At 56.0% G+C, this 15,230-nt stretch carries 11 protein-coding genes; 4 read left to right on the plus strand and 7 right to left on the minus strand.

The genetic code is table 11. The features are described from left to right. Window positions 1-47: 47 nt before the first annotated feature. From OSO_RS0127070 to OSO_RS45330, 4 genes are read right to left on the minus strand one after another with little or no spacing between them, the layout of a single operon-like run. Window positions 48-1,448, minus strand: coding sequence for an MFS transporter (locus tag OSO_RS0127070; protein WP_010586146.1), 1,401 nt, complete (start codon window positions 1,446-1,448; stop codon window positions 48-50). Continuing rightward, window positions 1,441-2,628, minus strand: coding sequence for an amidohydrolase family protein (locus OSO_RS0127075; protein WP_010586147.1), 1,188 nt, complete (start codon window positions 2,626-2,628; stop codon window positions 1,441-1,443). Before OSO_RS0127075 ends, OSO_RS0127070 begins: the two co-directional genes overlap by 8 nt. Beyond that, window positions 2,625-3,860, minus strand: coding sequence for an aminotransferase class V-fold PLP-dependent enzyme (locus OSO_RS45325; RefSeq protein ID WP_237729341.1), 1,236 nt, complete (start codon window positions 3,858-3,860; stop codon window positions 2,625-2,627). Before OSO_RS45325 ends, OSO_RS0127075 begins: the two co-directional genes overlap by 4 nt. Then, entirely contained in the window at window positions 3,826-4,776 is a 951-nt protein-coding gene (locus OSO_RS45330) for a phosphotriesterase family protein (RefSeq protein ID WP_010586149.1), read from the minus strand. The genes OSO_RS45325 and OSO_RS45330 overlap by 35 nt, the downstream gene beginning before the upstream one ends. 346 nt (window positions 4,777-5,122) lie before the next feature. Here OSO_RS45330 and OSO_RS0127100 point away from each other — a divergent pair, with 346 nt between their 5' ends. The 4 genes from OSO_RS0127100 (at window position 5,123) to OSO_RS45340 (ending at window position 10,313) form a co-directional block, all read left to right on the plus strand. After that, a complete protein-coding gene (locus tag OSO_RS0127100; RefSeq protein WP_010586150.1) occupies window positions 5,123-6,058 on the plus strand; it encodes a LysR family transcriptional regulator in 936 nt (311 codons plus the stop codon). A gap of 957 nt (window positions 6,059-7,015) precedes the next feature. Continuing rightward, on the plus strand, window positions 7,016-8,062 hold the full coding sequence (locus tag OSO_RS48645; RefSeq protein WP_010586151.1) for a DUF1559 family PulG-like putative transporter: 1,047 nt from the start codon (window positions 7,016-7,018) through the stop codon (window positions 8,060-8,062). A 9-nt stretch (window positions 8,063-8,071) separates the two neighbouring features. After that, window positions 8,072-8,551, plus strand: coding sequence for a hypothetical protein (locus OSO_RS0127115; RefSeq protein WP_157605470.1), 480 nt, complete (start codon window positions 8,072-8,074; stop codon window positions 8,549-8,551). Window positions 8,552-8,903: 352 nt separating this feature from the next. Next, complete coding sequence (locus tag OSO_RS45340) at window positions 8,904-10,313, plus strand: DUF1501 domain-containing protein (RefSeq protein ID WP_010586153.1); 1,410 nt, start codon at window positions 8,904-8,906, stop codon at window positions 10,311-10,313. Window positions 10,314-10,445: 132 nt separating this feature from the next. Here OSO_RS45340 and OSO_RS0127130 read toward each other — a convergent pair whose 3' ends face one another. The 3 genes from OSO_RS0127130 to OSO_RS0127140 all read right to left on the minus strand — a co-directional run bounded on the left by OSO_RS0127130 (window position 10,446) and on the right by OSO_RS0127140 (window position 15,229). Next, window positions 10,446-12,212 (minus strand): hypothetical protein, encoded by a 1,767-nt coding sequence (locus OSO_RS0127130; protein ID WP_010586154.1) that lies wholly within the window; start codon window positions 12,210-12,212, stop codon window positions 10,446-10,448. Continuing rightward, complete coding sequence (locus tag OSO_RS0127135; protein ID WP_010586155.1) at window positions 12,209-13,579, minus strand: DUF1501 domain-containing protein; 1,371 nt, start codon at window positions 13,577-13,579, stop codon at window positions 12,209-12,211. The genes OSO_RS0127130 and OSO_RS0127135 overlap by 4 nt, the downstream gene beginning before the upstream one ends. A gap of 66 nt (window positions 13,580-13,645) precedes the next feature. Continuing rightward, window positions 13,646-15,229: a DUF1549 and DUF1553 domain-containing protein gene (locus OSO_RS0127140; protein ID WP_010586156.1), complete on the minus strand. Its 1,584-nt coding sequence runs from the start codon at window positions 15,227-15,229 to the stop codon at window positions 13,646-13,648. Between the last annotated feature and the right edge of the window lies 1 nt (window position 15,230).

Consider the following 15,230-nt stretch of genomic DNA (forward strand, 5'->3'; position numbering starts at 1 on the left):
CTGAACGGAGGGATGGGCCAACCGCGGACTTTGAGGTCCGTGCGCGATCAGGCAGACGCTTCCGCCATGATCGGCTTCGTTGAATCGAGCACCAATGCGGCACACCCGGACAGGACGAACATTCCCGCACACACGGCGAAGAGATTGTTCCAATCCTGCAGGGCTGGGGTCTCGCCAAGTACCGCGTTGTAAATCAGCGGAGCGATCGCGGCTCCTAGATTGCCGAACATGTTGGTCCAGCCCATGATCGATGCGGTGAACTTTCCGCCGACATCCTGCGCATACGCCCAGAGCGCGGGAACCCCCAAATCACAGCAGAACGTGGCCATGCTCAGACCGACAATGATCACCCACGGCAACCAGCGAGAATGAGGATCGGGCGTCGAAGCCAGCCCGACGAACAGACACATCAGATACCCGCATGCGGCCATAAACCGCGTGATCATCACCGGCAGTCGACGGCCCCACTTCAGACCAAATTGCCGCGCCATTCGATCTGTCCACCAGCCACCGCAAAACATCCCGAGAATCCCCGCCAAGGTGGGAACGGCGGTCATCAGCGCTTGTTCGTTCAGTGGTACTGTGTGCACGCGTTCCAGATACCGCGGGAGCCAAGTCACAACGAATAGCCACCCAATGTTCGTGAACAACTGTGTCAGGCTGTTCCCCCACAAACTGGCAGTCGTTAGTACGGCCCTCCAAGGAAACGGAGGTTGATCTGCTGGCGCCGATCGGCTGTGATTCTTGTCACTCCCTTCGATCAGTTCACATTCGGCCTCGTTACACCAGGGATGTTGTCGCGGCGTATCTCGACAGATGATGGCAAAGGCAATTGCGATCACAATCCCCGCGGTACCGTACGCAATCAACACGGGACGCCATTCTCCCGCGTATGCCGTCATCAAGGCGGCTGTGAGGATTGGAGCGAGGCACGCCCCCGTGCGGCCACCAAGTGCCACCATCGAACTGGCCGCGCCCCGACGCGCGACGGGAAACCAGGCTCGAACCAGCCCACTACTGACGGGAAAGGCTCCCGCCTGAGCCGCGCCGCAGAGGAATCGAAGCTGCAAGATTTGCCAGACTTGTGTCGCGGCACCAATCATTCCCGTGAAGAGCGACCAGCCCAGGATGTACGCCGTCAGCATTTTTCGCGGACCAAACCGATCGCTCAACCATCCCGCCGGAACTTGCGATAAGGCATACGACCAAAAGAACAGACTCAGAAACCAGCTCATCTGCGTTTGAGTCATCTGCAGATCTTCGCGAATCCGTTCCGACGCGATTCCCACCGCATATCGGTCGAGATACAGCAGACAGCCCATGACGGTCAGCATTCCCGTCAATTGAATCCGCACACTTGTCGACCGTGCAGCCGCGGGTTGAGCATCAACGAAGGACTCGGCCAATTTCGAACTGCCGCGTTTCGCCTCGGCTTCGACGTCACTCATATGCAGGATACTTCGCTCCAGGTTGACAGGCCGTCCATTTGCCGCGTTTACAAACCGACACCGCGATCAATCGTTCCGACGCGATCCGCGTTTGTGATTCCGAATCTGTCAAGGGAAATTCACCGCGTTGTCGCTTCAAGAGCACAATGTCAGCTTGCTTCCCTGCTTGCAAGCTTCCCAGGCGATCCTGTTTCCCCATTGCGGATGCTGGAAGAAATGTCGATGCGCGAATGATCTGTTCCAGCGGCATCCCCAGATACAAGAACTTGCTCATCGTCGTCGGCAAGTCGACCACCGGTGCCTTCAAATTGAATTGATGAATATCGGTGCTGATCGTATCTGGCCAGAAGCCGAATTTCTGACAGGCCGGTTCGGCGACGCGCCACACGAATGCGCCCAGGCCGTGACCAACATCGAACAACACACCGCGCGCACGCGCCTCTAATAAGGCCTCAATTGGAGCCCCATCTGGATCAAAAGCATGATCGGGATGGGGATGATAGAGATGCGTATACGTGTCACCGGCACGCAGTGCTTTCAGGACCGTCGTATTCGGAATCCGCGACGCCGCGTGGTGAATCATGCATGGCAGCCCGAGCTGCTCGGCAGCTGCAAACACGCCGTGGAACCCGGCCAGTTCGTTCTTCTCTTCGAAGTTCGCCAACCCCGAGGTCAAACGGACTTTCATCCCGACGATCCGATCGGGATACTTTAGTGCGCATTGCACTGCCGAAGGGACGTCGGCATGCCGCCCATCGTTGAGATCTCCCATAAAGGGGGGAAACTCGGGGTGCCCCTGGATCGCACCGATCATTGAGATATTTAGCAAGGCGTAGATATCTTCATCGGCTGGCCGAATAATGAACCTCTCAAAGTTCGGATACGTCAACGAACCGGCGGTTCCCGTATCGAGCATCGACGTGACACCCGTTCGCAACCCTGCATCAACGGGATCAACCGAATAGAGCCCAATTCCGCTGAAGACATGGGTATGCAGATCGATCAGTCCCGGCGCGACAATCAGACCATCCGCCTCGATCAGTTTGTCTCCCGCCGGGGCAAGATTTGAACTGATTTCGGAGATCACCCCGTCGGTGACACGAATGTCCACTCGTTCCGCAGGTCCCCCCAGGCCATTGTGCACTTCACCATTCTTGATCAGATAGCCAGAATTCTTCATGGAGTGGACCGCTTACGATGTGATGAAACGATGGCACGAACGGCCGCGACGATTTCGTCTGCGTCCCCGGGCAGTAAGCATTGGGCATACAAATAGGCACGGTCTGCGGATTGTTCGTCTTCGGCCAGCAAGATTTTTCGTGGCCGCAAGCGAAGCGCGAGAATCAATTCGAGAACCGAGATTCCGTCGGGACCTCGCCCCGATTCAATGCAGAGCAGGGGATATGGCTGCCCATTCGCCGCCTGCGCGAGCTTCGTGATTTGTAAACCGCCCAGACCTTGCACACCTTCGTAAATCGTCGAGATGGATTGATTCCACGATGCACGTTCTGCAGCATGATCGCGTTCGGAATAGCGTTCCAAAGCCGTCATCAATCCGATCATCGCCTCTTTGCTAACCTTCATGGATCGGCCGATCCCGTGTCGCGGCGGGCGCGAAATCCATCCGTTGTCGATCCAGTGCTGCAACGACCACGTACCTGCCCGCACATCCATATCAACCATCTGCACCCAGGCGCTGCGAATCAGGTCAGCGCGACCACACAAAATGCCCGATGCCTGAGGCCCCCCCAGATGCTTGCCACCGCTATACGCGATCAAGTCGGCGCCTGAACGGCTGAGTGCCGTCAGGTTCTCAACCGGCGGCATGGAGAACGCGCCGTCCACGATGACGGGCAGATCATTGCGATGGGCCAACTCGACGAGTGACCGAAGATTGGGACATTCTTCGACGCCATACCACACATAACCAATCGCCGCCGTCCGTGGATTGATCGCGCGTTCAATCTGCGCGAGAGCCGCCGGCGCCCGATAGTCGATCAAGCTCAACCGAGCCCCCGACAGTCGAAGCGCATGATCGTAGTCGAACGGCCCCGGTTCGGGGAAAATGATCTCGTTCCGCGGACAGTTTGAAACGTCCGGAAGTTCGTCCATGAGCTCAGGGCGATTTCCCACCAGGCATGCAGCGGCTGCCAATGTCAACGCGGCCCCGGCGCCGGCCGTGACGATGCCCGCTTCGGCTGTGGTGCAGCGCTGAATCAGCTTGCTCGCCGCCGCCAGCAAATCATCGATCTCGACAAACTGAGCACTCGCAGCCGCCATTGCGGCGATCACGTCGGGATGAGGACAACTGCCGCTGACGCGTGTGGCGTAGCCCACGGCATTGATGATCGGCTGAATTCCGAACCGTTGATAGACCTCAGGCGACATGGGGGCGCTTTCGAGAGAAGACACGGGCGGGATTCGTCACGAGCATCTGATGGATCTGTTCATCGGTAATTCCGCGTTCACGCAGCATCGGTACAAACACTTCCAACAGATAGCCATAACCCTTTCCGCCCAAATACTTCAGGTGCTTCAGCGTGCAGATATCTTCGGAGAGCAACACGCGATCAACGAATCCCGCTTTCACCAAACCAGCAACGTTGTCGGCCCGCACCCATTCCGGTTGATAGTCGAGGTATCCGATGTTATCGACTTCGAGATAGACGCCTTTCTCGGCGATTGGAAGCCAATGCTTTACGCCAATCCGATCGCCCAGATGACCAATGATGACACGTGACAGATCGGCACCGAATTCTTCGAGCATCGCAATTTGCTCCATGGCGAGTGTCCCCCAACGCGTCGTATGCGTTGTAATCGCCACACCCGTTCTGGCCTGGGCCAATGCCGACGCCCGGAACACGCGTTCTTCCGCAGGTTTGATGTAGTGCCGGCCGGTGCCAATCTCGCCAATGAATCCCGCTCGAACGCCGGTATCCCCGACCCCGACTTCGATCTCTTTGACGAGCACATCCGCCAGTTGATTGCTGTTCAGTTCTTCGACGATCTTGGGATATCCGAAATCGCGATACCAGCCACAACCCATCAGAACATTCAGTCCCGTGCGTCTGGACAGGCGGACCAGTGCCTGCGGATTGCGCCCGATCTCATCCAGCGTCACATCGCAAATGGTCCTGCCGCCCCGGCTGAGGAATTCCTGGACTTCTTGTGCGATCATGTCTTCGTCGTCGACCACGTATTCGTAGCCGAAGTAGTGGTCCATCGCATCCAGAAAAAGGTGTTCGTGTGTCTGCGTGATTCCCATCTCTTCGGGACGAATTGTTCCCAGAACAGTAATGACTTCACGCGTTGATGGATCGCTGTTCAATTGGACTCTCTTTGATTTTGTGTCTATGCGCCTGTTGAAATCGTTCGGTTTTTGCGTGGTGAGCGGATTATGACAAACCCTCAAGATCGTTGAGGGCATGATCGTCGACTGATTAGGGCGAGGCGTTGCGTCGGAACACGTGCCACGCGAGGCGGATTATACTGACTGACCTCGAAACCGTGCGGTCGACATTCGAGAGACGAGAATTCGACGCGGTCGAACTCTGGTGTTTCGATTCCATTCGGAGGAGACTGTTTTCCGCGGTTAGAATGATCGGCCTTCGCGCGCGAAGATGTTTTCGCATCGACCCCGATTGACTATCACCAGTGGATGATCGAATCGCAATATGGCTCGAACTTATCGCTATAAGGACATGCAACTGGCACAGCTTCGCGGGTTCTGTCTGGCCGCCCGCGAGCGCAATTTCACCGTGGCCGCCCGACAACTGGGATTGTCGGCCTCGACCGTGTGGGAACAGCTTCGCGCCTTGGAACGCATGCTGGGGTGTTCTCTACTGAATCGGAAGGGCCGATCGATCGAACTGACGCCGGAAGGTCAGATCTTGCTCGATATCGTTCAGCCTCACATTGAGGCGATCGATTCTCTCAAGCGACTTTTCGATGATGGCCGAGCACAACTCTCACCGCATCTGGTCATCGCATCGTCACAGTACCTGCTCCGTTTTCACCTGCCAGCACCGATCCGCGAGTTCACTTCGAAATACCCGACAGTCCAGTTGAATATCCAATTGCCAACCGCCCAGCATCTGGTCTCGGCGGTTGAACAGCGGACCGCCGACATTGCAATCTGTGCCTACGAACCAGAGGAACCTCGTAGCGAAGTCCTGCTTTATGAACCGATTCTGGAGCTGCCGCTGCAGCTACTGACCTCGCAGAAGCATCCGCTGGCTCGCAAGAAAACGGTCGAACTGGCGGACCTGGTCGAATACCCGGTGATTTTACCTGCCGCGGGGGCGATCACTCGTCGGCTGATTGATCGTCTACTGGTCCGGCACAATCTGGCCGGTCGTCTTCAGGTCATCATGGAAGCCCCCATGTTCGACACGACCCAGCAATATGTCGAAATGGGTGTTGGTGTGGGATTAATGCACATCCAAGTGCCGCCGAAGACTCTGGCCAACATTCATCTTCGTCCGATTCAGGAATCTCAGGTCCCGCTCGTCATCGCGATGGTGGTCCGAAAGCACGGCAAACTTCCGAAAAGTGTCGTCGACTTTCAGGAGATCGTGCGGAAGTCGCTCGACATTGCCGACGTCGAATAGTCCAGGCATTCCTGCCATGTGAGATGAAAGCAGCATCCTCCGATCTGCTAGATCCATATTCTTCTGAATTGCCAATTTCGTTCACGCATTCGACGTGTGCAATTTGTTCGCACATTTCGCTTCGCCCGGAGCCATTGGCGACGTTGGTGTTGCTGGCATAGACGATGAAAACAGCATGTTAGTTTAAGTCTGATTTCTCCCGATGATCTTAACCTCAACAAAGGGTGGGCGATGGCACGTCCCGTGCGCGAATGAGCAGCACATTTCGCGATCCGTCCGTCGGAGTGCCCCGACCGAGCAGGGTGAAACGCAACCGTTCACAGACCGGGGACTGACTCATTTTCCCGCGGTAAAGGGAAGGCGTGCCCTCCTCGATGGACTGTGGATTCCAATTGAATCGGGAAAATGTGCCTGCCCCCCTCTCTTTGGGCTGTGAACGGTTAGGGGTGAAACTCACTCAAGTCATTAGCGAAGGTCCCTCATTGCGCCGCAACCCCAGGCGGATATTTCGTCTACGCGTTTTGCATCACAGGTCGTCGTTAGATTGGAAGCGGAGCTTCACTACGGGAACGTTACCAAGCCGAGCTTGGTAACGAGAATCAATGCGGGGAACGAGGGGAACCACGTGTTGGATTGTGTGGCGTTCACCGATACCTTCGCCAATCCGCAGGTTTCGGTTTCGTCGAAAGCTGGTCTCTCAATTGCCGTTTTCTCACCACGACAGCCAATTGATAGAGTGCCCCCCGTCACATGCGACGAGGGAAACGCTCTCTCTTTTCGGGACACGCCCGGACTTATTTTAGGACTGGTGGCCCGTTTGAATTCAGTGGCTTCAGCCTCAGATGGCCGTGCCAGCACTCACTGATTTCTCTGGTGCCCCGTGATCTCCGAGTTTCATCGCCCACATCTTGTTTGGGCGCGATTGTGTATTGAATAGTTTTATCCCTGGAGAACAGCATGCTGCCAACTTTGCACTCGACATTGGAATCACGCAAAAATCGACAACGAGCTTTTACGCTCATCGAACTGCTTGTCGTGATCGCAATCATTGCCGTCTTGATCGCACTTTTGTTACCCGCCGTTCAGCAGGCACGCGAAGCAGCTCGCCGTACCGAATGCAAGAACAAGTTGAAGCAACTTGGACTTGCACTGCACAACTATCACGATGCCTATCTGACTTTCCCGTACTCCGGGTCTGGCCCTTACAGTGGCGAAGCGTTTTTGACACCGATTGGAGTTGAACACTCCTGGAATGAATTTCTGCTGCCATTCATCGACCAGGCACCGCTCTACAATCAGATCGATTTCGCAACGAATAACGGAGCGGGCAACAACTACACGCTGCTCAACAACAAGTCGTATGGGTTTCAATCCTGTCCCAGCAATCCTTTTAGCGGCGGACAAGCCTGCAGCGACGGGCGAAAATTCGTCAACGTGACAGCAGGTGCCATCACGGGTGTGGACGAGATCTGGAGCACCAGCCCTATGTGCTATGCCCCATGTGCCGGACCGATCCAAATCGAGGCCTTCTCGCCCGGTGACCCAACCCCCAAGGACTGCTCGGATCTGCTGGGTGTTGGAGTCTTCGGTTTCTGTGCGCTCGCCAGTTCGTCGCAGTATCCCGGTGGAAACTCGGCAAAGGTTCCGGGCATTTTTGGTGAAAACGGTTCCGTGGTGACTCGCTTTGCCAACATCACTGATGGCAGTAGTAACACGATCATGCTGGTGGAGCGCCGCGGTGAACTCGAACGGTCGATGGGGATCTTCACATCAGGGTATTTCACGGCGGTTCCGACCGGCCTGAAGATCAACAGCACCTATATCGTTCCCAATGATTCGCGTCTGTCGTATCTGAAAAACTGTGGTGCCAGCAGCTTTCACGTCGGAGGAGCACACTTCCTGATGGCCGACGGTGCGGTGCGATTCTTCAATAACAACATCGATTTCAAGACCTACAACTACCTCGGCGGCAAGTCGGACGGACAAGTTGCTGGTGAATTCTAAAGGGAAACAATGTCTATCTTCAGGTTATTGAATTGCCGACGACTGGTACCGATCCTGTTCCTCAGCATCTGTGTTGGCTGCAGCAATGTGGAAAAGCCAATCCCTCGCGCGAGCGTCGAGGGTGAGGTCACCTGGAACGGTAAAGCCGTCGACGAGGGGATCGTGCTGTTCATTCCAACCGCCACTGTTAACGGCAAGAATCAACCGCCCGTACCCGCCAAAATCAGCGACGGCCAATACTCGCTATCGGCGACAGAGGGGCCAATCGTTGGCCCGAATCGAGTCGAAATTCGGGCGACTCGGAAGACGGGTAAAAAAACGCCCGAACCGACCGAAGCGATGAAACGGTTTGACCCAACATTGAAATCTGTGGAACTTGTCGAGCAGTATTTGCCACCGCAATTCAACAATTCCAGCACGCTGTCGCGCCAAGTCAATCCTGGCAGCAACGTACTGAATTTTGAGCTCACCAACACGTCGCCACGATGACAATCGGGAATCATAAGTCGTTTTCCAGCCGAGATCTTGGCACCCAGCTTTCGCACTGGTCGAAAGCAACTCTTCCAATTGCCGATTTCCCGAATCCCTGAATCAACGATAGACTGATGGGATGACGATTTTGAGGAGAGTACGATGACACAAGATCCTGCCCAACCAGGACACAGCCCGACTATTTGACGACAACGACGGACACGATTGCGCCAGAAACACCGGTGGAGGTACGACTTTCGCATCAGTCCAGCGGCGATTCTGACGGACGAAAAGTCGCCCCAAAGCCACGGGACTGAGACGCCCAGTTCCGCCGCACCAACGGAATCAACCAGAAACGAAGGATTTTTGCATGCTACACCGGCGTGACGCGATGATTCGACTCGGAACCGCGGCCGGGGGCGCTTTGACACTGCCCCATCTGTTGCAACAGCAGCGCGCCGCCGGGTCTCAATCCTCTTCGCGGCCCGGTCGTTCCTGCATTTTTCTGTTCATGTGGGGTGGACAGCCACAGCAGGACATGTGGGACATGAAGCCAGACGCGCCGCAAGGCGTTCGCAGCCCGTTTCAGACCATTGAGACGGCGGTGCCTGGAATCACGCTCAGCGATCAAATGACGAAGATCGCCGCCCACACCGACAAGTTGTCGATCATTCGCTCGCTGAATCACACCGCGACAGACCACGGCATCTCGGTCTATCACGCGATGACCGGCCGAGCCATGATTCCCCCCAGAACCTTTCCAGGGAATGCGCGGCGCAGGACGGATTTCCCTTCGATCGGATCGATGTTTTCGTACCTGGGACAGAAATCACCGATCCCCGCCAGCTTCAGCATACCCCGTCCCGTCGCGCATGACGGCGTACTTTATGCCGGGACGCACGCCGGATTTCTGGGTTCCAATCACGATTCGGTAGAACTCGGTCAGGTTTATAATCACGTCGAAGTCGGGCCACGCGAAAACGCCGACCTTGCCACAGTGCCGCTCGCATTGCCGGGGGATATGTCCGCAGCGCGCCTGCAGGCCCGGCACAGCTTGCTGGGGCTGCTCGAATCACAAGATCGCACCATGCAAGACAGCTCGGGAATGAATGCGTACAGCGGGGTTCGCGAGGATGCCTACCGGCTGCTGCATTCCACCGCCGTCAAGAACGCCTTGAATCTCGAACGCGAATCGCCAGCCATTCGCGATTTATACGGCCGCAATGAATACGGTGAGAGTTTCCTGACGGCGCGTCGCCTGGTCGAAGCGGGAGTGCGGCTGGTCACAGTCAACTGGATGTTCATTACCCCCCGAGCCAAAGTCTACAACGTCTGGGACGCCCATGGCGGACTGAACGACCTGGAGCATGGCGAAACAGGTTATGGCATGCTGAAGGCGCCGTATTGCCTGCCTTCGTTTGACCAAGCCTTCGCGGCATTGCTCGGTGATCTCTCTCAAAGCGGCCTACTGGAAGACACGGTGGTCGCTTGTATTGGCGAGTTCGGTCGCACACCGCAAATCAATGGCGTCAACGGCCGGGATCACTGGCCGTTCTGTTACTCGGGCGTTCTGGCTGGCGGCGGCATCCAAGGGGGAACAGTTTACGGATCAAGCGACAAACAGGCGGCTTATGTAAAAGACAACCCCGTTACTCCGGGTGATTACCTCGCCACCATTTGTAAGGCCTGTGGCCTTGATCCGAGCAAGGAAATCCACGATCTCGAAGGCCGCCCCTTTACGATCTGTGACGGGCAACCGATCGCCGCGGTACTGCGTTGAGCTGAGCGATCACCCTGCTATCGCACCAAGAACAATCACGGCACTTTCTCATGTGGCAGCGTATTGAAAGACGAAGGGGGACAGGCGCATTACAGAGCCAGTCCCCCTTTTTTTTACGATCCCAACCGATGCTCACTTTGGCACGGCCGTGGCCTCTTCGGCACTGATCAGTCCGTCGTCGTCCTTGTCGATCGTATCGAACAGCGCCCGGCGGCCGAGAAATTCGTTGGGTGATAAATCACCATCGCTGTTGCGATCCATTTTGATGAACCATGCGGGAAGCGAGGTGGATGCGGTAGATTGTCGCCGCGGTCCCCCCATCGATTCAACGACCCGAGTTCTACCGACTCCGAAGGGTCCGCTGACACGTGGCGTGCCTGATCGAAACACTCCGTTCAAGGCAATCGAAAGTTCGGTCAACGTGATCATTCCATCGCCATTGCCGTCCCACTGATTCAGTCGCGCCGATGCATCGGCCAATTCTCTCAATGTCAGTCGTCCATCAGCCGGGGCTGCATCGATCAAGCGAAATAGACTTCGTCCGTCCCCGCCCACTTCCAGCACGAACGCGGTTTTGGAAAGTTCGATCTCGCGCTCGATATGTGCCTCGTACTCTTTCTCAAACACTTTCCCGTCGCCGTCCACATCGGCTTGCGAGAAGAAGGTCTCTTGAAAACCAAATCGGTTCATCTCGGCCAGATCAAGATAGTCATTCTTATCCCGGTCCAGATTCTTGAATTGATTCTTGTACGTGCTGCGCAGCTCCTGTTCGATATCACCAGCCGGTTTGGTGGCCGTCAGGGAGAAGGCCGTTTCGTTCAGGACCAACAGCAGCGGACCACTTACTTCCTGTGTCACAGAGATGGACGTCGCGTGCGCCGGGTCGCTGGGACGCATGTTCGAAACCAGAAACACACCCGCTGCCGACGGCGCTTCAATCGCAAGCTCCACACTGGGTGGCATGACAAAGGATAGTTGGCCCAGCTCGATTCGATCCAGCTTTCCATCATGATTCAGATCTGCTCGTTCAAACAGATCTGGCTCGATCAATAACTCATTCTTCGTCAACCGTTCGTCTTTACGAAAGGTTTTGGTGGCAGGATCACGCGATGCTTTGTCGTATGACTCGAGCAACCGACGCGACGCGGCCAGTCCATGATCTGAGGCATCGACGACCGCGAGCATTCCGAGTACGCCCGAAAGTTTCTGCTGCGTCAACGCCTGTTCATCGGCGACACTTTGCTGCAGTTCGTTCGCGCTGATGACATCGTCTTCATTCTGATCATAGCGACGCAGCTTAGCAGCGGCCCCCAGGATTTCTTCGCGCGACAGCTTTCCGTCCTGATCACTATCAAGCTTGGGGAAGAGATTGGCCTGAACTCCGCTGGGTTGTGTCGCGATTGAGAATGGTGTCCCGCTGGCCGCCAACAAGTAACGTCGGCATTCGGCGGGAGTGACTTTTCCGTCCGCCGGATCAGAATCGGGAGGAGCGATCTTAGAGGATTCGACGGCCCGCCCCAAACGCAATGCTTCGGGCGAAGGAATTCGTTTTAGTTCGTCGCCTTCAAGAACTCCATTCTTATCCACATCATACACCGCGAATTGAGCCTCTGCCCAATCCCGTCGGGCTCGACGAAATCCTTGTCCATTCCCGGAAAGATGCAGGCGGATCAGAAACGGTCGACGTGGGCTGCAAAACAAAATATCTTGCACATCCGCCCCATCGACGTTGGCAGCGGCTACCGCTACGGGTTCGTCGCCATGTCCTTCAGTCATCAACAAGCTGAAGAAAACGCTCAAACCGACGATCGCTCGCAGACAGATTTCTCGTGTCCGTAAGTTCGCGTTCGTACGGAAAATCGCGGCTTGCACCGACGTCATGGCACGGGTCCAGTTCATAGTACGACCTCCCTGATTGGCGAAGCTTTCGGATCAACCAGCCGGATCGGTCGGCCGACGTTGGACATATTCTGTTTTTCCGAATCAAGACCGAGCGCCAGACAAATCGTGCCCAAGAGATCGGCTTCCGTCACGGGCCGATCCTGAACTTTCATTCCGTCGCCGGTTGTCCGGCCAACAACCTGCCCACCGCGAATTCCGCCTCCACAGAGCACGGTTGACCATGCCGCCGGAAAATGGTCACGACCACCGATCGAATTCACAACGGGTGTCCGCCCAAACTCGCCCATCCAGACCACCAATGTGGAATCGAGCAGTCCGCGTGATTCGAGATCCTCCATCAGTGCCGACCAACCGGTGTCGAGAACCTCGCTCAGTGCTTTCACGGATCGGAAGTTGTTCTGGTGCGAATCCCAATTGGCAAACATGTTGTCGGCCTGTACGGCACTCAGCGTCACATCGACGAACGGCACGCCCCGCTCGACCAGTCGGCGTGCCAGCAGGCAACTTTGTCCGAACGACGATTTTCCGTAACGTTCACGCACCGCGTCCGTTTCACCGCCAAATCCGAATGCTTCGACTGCCGATGATTTCATCAATCGAACGGCCTGTTCATAAGCTGCGGCATGGCTGACGATCGGAACCTCGGGCCGGTCGTTTTGAAATGCCTGCTCGACTCCTTGCAACAATTGCAGCCGACGGTCACGCTGCGCGACGGAAACATGTCGTGGCGTCTGCAGGTTCTCGACCTGCAACGTGCGATCGTAGTCTGACAAGGAAACACCGTTGCCAACGAAGGCATTGCTTCCCACGGTCATCGGGGCATATTTCGAACCGAGAAAGCCTGGACCAAACGCCGCGGGGCTGGCAAATCGCTGAGGAAGAATACTGACAAAATTGGGAAGTTCTGCCGATGCCTGACCGAGTTCTTTCGACAAAAGTGAACCGAGTGTCGGATAGTTGATCGGCCCTTGAGGCACATAGCCAGTGTGAATGAGATGAGTCGCTCGCCCATGATCACCTTCGCGCGTACTCATCGACCGGATAATCGCCATCCGCTTGGTCCACGCCGCGATCTTTGGCAAGTGTTCACTGATACGAATCCCCGGTACGGCGGTCTCTATCTCTTTAAACTCACCCCCGTTGGGATGTTCGGGCTTCATATCAAAAGTATCGATCTGGCTGGGACCGCCACTCATCCATAGCAGAATGCACGATCGCTTTCGCTGCGGGTTTGCCGCCGCGTCCTGCGCCATCAGCGGCAACCAGGAACGCGATGCCCCCACCGAGAGAAATGCGCCCAAGCCAGCGAGACAATCGCGGCGGGACACCGCGTGTCCCGCCAGATTCCGTAGCAATGACGGCATGATTTGTTCCTCGATGCAGAGTAGGAATCGGTCGAATGGCAGTCAGTTCTGTTCGTCAAATCAACGTCAATGGTTCAACAGAAACTCGCTACTGTTTAGGAGTGACCAGTAGACATCCCCCAGCGCCTGCTTCCAGTTGTAACCCTGACTTTCGTCTTCGACATACTTCAGCAACGTCGCGGATTCGACCGGACGAGGAGGGCGTGCGAGGGCCGCGACAAACAGAATCTCCAATCGCTGTTCGTTGCTAAAGAACGGAGATTCGATGATGGCCGAAAGCGTTCTTCCCTGTTCAGGCGAAGAGGCCTGGTCGACATAGACACCATTCAACATCAACAGCGCCTGCAGGATCGAGGTCTGTACTTCGCCCGGGGCCGACACGTGTTGTCCAAACAGTTCGCGAAACTTCTGTCGCTGACCGTCGACTCGAAAGAAATTGGGATTATCTTGCTGGGCTTCGACGTTTCCGGTCGCCCAAATCAGGCTATCGAACAGTTGATCACTGGTCAGTCCTTTCACCAGCATTCGCGCGAAAAATCGAGGATTTTCTTGTGAAGGATGTGTCCGTCGACTGGTGAGCTGGTAGGGCTGACTGCGTGTGATCGCACGAATCAGAAACTTCTGATCGTACTTATGCGCAATGAACGCGTGGGCTATTTCGTCAAGCAGTTCGGGATGACTGGCGGGATTTCGTTCATCGAAATCATCGATGGGGTCGACAATCCCCATTCCAAAGAAATGCCCCCACAGCCGATTGACGCAGGTTTTTGCAAAGTAACTGTTGTCGGTCGTGGTGACCCACTTCGCCAGTGCCGCTCGGGCATTTGAATTCGCCTTGAAATCAGGCGTGTTGCCATCCAGAAAGGCCGCCGTCACTTCTTGATCGAGTTCGGGGATCTTGATTTTTCGCGATCCCAGGCCCGACGCAGCGCTCTCTCCCGTTTGAACACCGCCGTAGAAGGCCGCCAGTTTCCAGAAGTCTTCTCGTTTCCATTTGGCGAACGGATGATTATGGCACTGGGCACACTCGAGCCTGACGCCCAGAAAGGCTCGAGCCGTCCCCGCCGCCAGATTCTCTGGTTTGGACTCTTTCAAACGGACGAAGGCGGTCGTGTTTCCTTCACTCGGAACTTCGTTATTGCCCGAGATCACCTCGCGTGCCATGCGGTCAAGCCCATGATTCCGTTCGAAGCGTTCACGCAGCCAGGTTTCAAACTGACGGACATTTCCCGCATTTTGATTGAATGGATCGGACGAATTGCCTGCTTCAGGAATGATGATATCGCGCCAGATCGATGTGAAATTCGACAGGTAGCCGGGTGAATCCAGTAATTGTTCCACAAGCGCCAGCCGCTTGCCCGGTGATGGATTGTCGAGGAACACGAGCGCCTCGTTGACGGATGGAATCCGCCCGACGATGTTCAGATACGTCCGCCGCAAGAATTCGGCGTCATCGGCAAGTGGCGCGGGTTCAACCTGATTCTGCTTCCAGACATCACCGATCCTTCGATCGATCACTGACGCCAGTTCGTCAGAGCTGCCTGGCGTAAGTGAGGGGTCCGATTGTCCAACGACGTCGGAAGAGCCGAGCATCAAGCCGATCAAGGCGAACACCACACTGGTGAATTGTGGAAATGCGATTCGAGTCATT

This window comes from Schlesneria paludicola DSM 18645 (assembly GCF_000255655.1).
GTDB lineage: Bacteria > Planctomycetota > Planctomycetia > Planctomycetales > Planctomycetaceae > Schlesneria > Schlesneria paludicola.